At 69.7% G+C, this 3,192-nt stretch carries 4 protein-coding genes; 3 read left to right on the plus strand and 1 reads right to left on the minus strand.

The window, feature by feature from the left end; all coding sequences use genetic code 11:
• Positions 1–309: 309 nt before the first annotated feature.
• Positions 310–951, minus strand: coding sequence for a DNA-3-methyladenine glycosylase (locus ACZ4VL_RS40285; protein ID WP_468210919.1), 642 nt, complete (start codon positions 949–951; stop codon positions 310–312).
• Between the two features lie 98 nt (positions 952–1,049).
• Here ACZ4VL_RS40285 and ACZ4VL_RS40290 point away from each other — a divergent pair, with 98 nt between their 5' ends.
• The 3 genes from ACZ4VL_RS40290 (at position 1,050) to ACZ4VL_RS40300 (ending at position 3,081) form a co-directional block, all read left to right on the plus strand.
• Positions 1,050–1,832: a sporulation protein gene (locus ACZ4VL_RS40290; RefSeq protein WP_468210922.1), complete on the plus strand. Its 783-nt coding sequence runs from the start codon at positions 1,050–1,052 to the stop codon at positions 1,830–1,832.
• A 61-nt stretch (positions 1,833–1,893) separates the two neighbouring features.
• Complete coding sequence (locus ACZ4VL_RS40295; RefSeq protein WP_468210925.1) at positions 1,894–2,427, plus strand: YbhB/YbcL family Raf kinase inhibitor-like protein; 534 nt, start codon at positions 1,894–1,896, stop codon at positions 2,425–2,427.
• Between the two features lie 150 nt (positions 2,428–2,577).
• Positions 2,578–3,081 carry an HNH endonuclease gene (locus tag ACZ4VL_RS40300; RefSeq protein ID WP_468210928.1) on the plus strand — a complete coding sequence of 168 codons (504 nt, stop codon included), beginning with the start codon at positions 2,578–2,580 and terminating at the stop codon, positions 3,079–3,081.
• Positions 3,082–3,192 lie beyond the last annotated feature (111 nt).

Here is a 3,192-nt window from a genome sequence, read left to right on the forward strand (position 1 = left end):
CGGACGCTTCCTTTGTACTCACCCTCTCGGGCTTTCCTCCGGGCTTTCGTTCTTGCGTTTCCCACTCTATCAGAGTGTTTCGCGCTTCGCTTTCCGGTTCTTCGCTTTCGCGCTTTCCCTTTCGGCTTCCACCACTTTAGCGCTTATCCCGTGCAACTCATAATCGAGCCGCTGGATTCGAATTCGGGCATGCCGAATTCGACCCCGCCAGGGGTGCGTAGTAGGTGGTGGTTTGCCGCTCCGGGGGCTGTCGATGACAGTGACCCGTTCAAGCGGCTCGGGCTACGTTAGGCGTCCGCCCAGGGCGAGTCAAGTTGAGCGGCGGCGCGGCGCGTGGGCGCGATAGGGGCTCACCGTGGGGTCGTGCGTGATCCAGTAGCGGTACGGATGGGCTGCACCGGCGCCGCCGACTCCCGTGCGCGGACCATTGCTCACCAGGTCGGGCGGGGTGGGGCTGCCTTCCAGTAGGGAGAGGGGGGAATCCGGGCCGGCGCAGAGGTCGGCGCCGTCGAGGGAGCGGTCCACCTCCAGAGCGGTCGCCAGGCGGGCCGGGCCTTTGGCGAGTTCCCTGTCGTTTCTGGCCGAAAGTCGACGTTTACGAGCCAGGTCCATGCCCACGGTGATCTCCCCCGCGCGCAGCAGCACCCCGCTGGCGCGGCCCGCCGGACCGCACACCAGGTTGAGGCTGAACCACATGCCGTAGATGAAGTAGACGTACGCGTGTCCGGGCGGGCCGAACATCGATGCGTTGCGCTCGGTGCGTCCGCGGTAGGCGTGGGATCCGGGGTCGGCCTCGCCCTCGTACGCCTCGACCTCGGTGATGCGCAGTTCCATGGGGCCCTCGGGAGTACGGCGGACCAGGATGCGGCCGAGGAGGTCCGGGGCCACCGTGAGGACCGGCCGGTCGAAGAAGGACCGGGTCAGGGGCGTACGGTCGGTGCGCGCGCTCATCCGGTCGAGCGTAGTGGAACGGACACGCCTGCAACCGGGCCCTAAGGTTCCGCGTTGGTAAGGGTTAGTCGAACGAGTCCTTCAAGGGGAGTCAGAGCATGGGGTTCAAGAAGCTGTTCGCCGCACTGGGTGCCGGTGGTGCCTCGGTGGACACGATCATCACCGAGCCGAACGTCGTGCCTGGCGGGATCGTCCAGGGCGAGGTCCGTATCCAGGGCGGGTCCGTGGAGCAGCAGATCGAGGGCCTGTCCCTGGGTCTGCAGGCGCGGGTCGAGGTCGAGGGCGGCGACCAGGAGTACAAGCAGGACATCGTCTTCACCAAGCAGCGCCTCGGCGGTGCCTTCAAGGTCCAGCCGGGCGCCCTGCACGTGGTGCCGTTCGGGCTGGAGATCCCCGCGGAGACCCCGATCACCCACTTCGAGGGTCAGCACCTGCACGGGATGAACATCGGGGTGAGCACCGAGCTGGATATCGCGCGGGCGGTGGACGCCGGCGACCTCGACCCGATCAACGTCCACCCGGTGCCGGCGCAGCAGGCGATCCTGGACGCGTTCCGCCGGCTGGGCTTCACCTTCCGCAGCGCGGACATGGAGCGCGGGCACATCCGCGGCACCCGGCAGACGCTGCCGTTCTACCAGGAGATCGAGTTCCTGCCGCCGGCGCAGTACCGCGGCCTGAACCAGGTCGAGCTGACCTTCGTCTCGGACGGCAACGAGATGGACGTCGTCCTGGAGATGGACAAGAAGTCGGGTCTGTTCACGGAGGGCAGCGACACCTACCGCTGCTTCCAGGTGGGCCTGCACTCCTACCAGGGGACCGACTGGGCGGCGTACCTCAACGAGTGGATCGCGTCCGTGGGTTCGCAGCGCAACTGGTTCTAGGCTCGGGCCGGGTACCGGGCCAGTCCGGCCCGGTACCGGTTCGCGATCAGGAGGTTCAGCAGTGGCCGAGCAGAACAGGGCACCTCTTCCGCACGACTTCCACCCGGAGGTCCCCGCGTTCTCGGTGGTGAGCGACGACCTGGAGTCCGGCGCCGACCTCGGCGACGGTCAGGTCCTGCAGGGTGGGAACGTCTCGCCGCACCTGCGGTGGGAGGGCTTCCCCGCGGGGACGAAGAGCTTCGCGGTGACGTGCTTCGACCCGGACGCGCCCACGGGCAGCGGGTTCTGGCACTGGGTGCTGTTCGACCTGCCCGTCTCGGTCACCGAGCTGCCGGCGGGTGCGGGCAGCGGGAAGTTCGAGGGCCTGCCGGCCGGTGCCGTGCACGTGCGCAACGACTACGGCACGAAGGACTTCGGCGGGGCGGCCCCGCCGGCCGGGGAGCGGCACCGGTACGTGTTCACCGTGTACGCGGTGGACCAGGAGAAGCTGGGCCCGGGCGGCGACGTCTCCCCGGCCGTGGTCGGCTTCAACCTGCGCTTCCACTCGCTGGGTCGGGCCCAGCTGATCGGTGAGTACGAGGCCCCCCAGAACTGATCGTTCGCCTTCCGTTTGCCCGGTCCTGGTCTGAAGGCGGCCAGGACCGGGCATTTTTATTGCGTTGTCCCGCGTGGCGCGCGCGGCCAGAGTGGTTGCGGGCCCTGCCGCCAGGGTGGTCGCGGGCCTGCGCACGGGAGGTGGGCGAGAATGCGGGACACGCTGGTGCTGAATGCGAGCTTCGAGCCGCTGTCGACGGTGACGTTGAACCGGGCCGTCGTTCTGGTGCTCCAGGACAAGGCCGTCGTCGAGCAGTCGCACCCCGAACTGCGTGTCCGCGGGGCCACCATGGATCTGCCGATGCCGCGAGTGATCAGGTTGTGCCGGTACGTCCGGGTTCCGTTCCGAAGACACGCGGCGTGGTCGCGGCGGGGCGTGCTGGTCCGGGACCAGCACCGGTGCGCGTACTGCGGGAAGCGGGCCACGACCGTGGACCATGTGGTGCCGCGGGCGCAGGGCGGTGGGGACACCTGGCTGAACACGGTGGCGTCCTGCGCCGAGGACAACCACCGCAAGGCGGACCGGACTCCGGAGGAGGCGGGCATGCCGCTGCTGCGCGAGCCGTTCGTGCCCTCTCCGGCGGACGCGATGCTGCTGGCCCTGGGCGCGCGCGGGCAGGATGCGCTGCCGGCGTGGCTGGCGCCCTCGGCCTAGTCCCGTACGGCGCCCCGGTGCTGCGGGGGGGGGGGGGGGCCCCGGGGGGGGGGGGGGGGGGGCCGGGGGGGGGGGGGGGGGGGGGGGGGGGGGGGGGGGGGGGGAGGAAAA

The organism is Streptomyces sp. NPDC029014 (genome assembly GCF_055564695.1).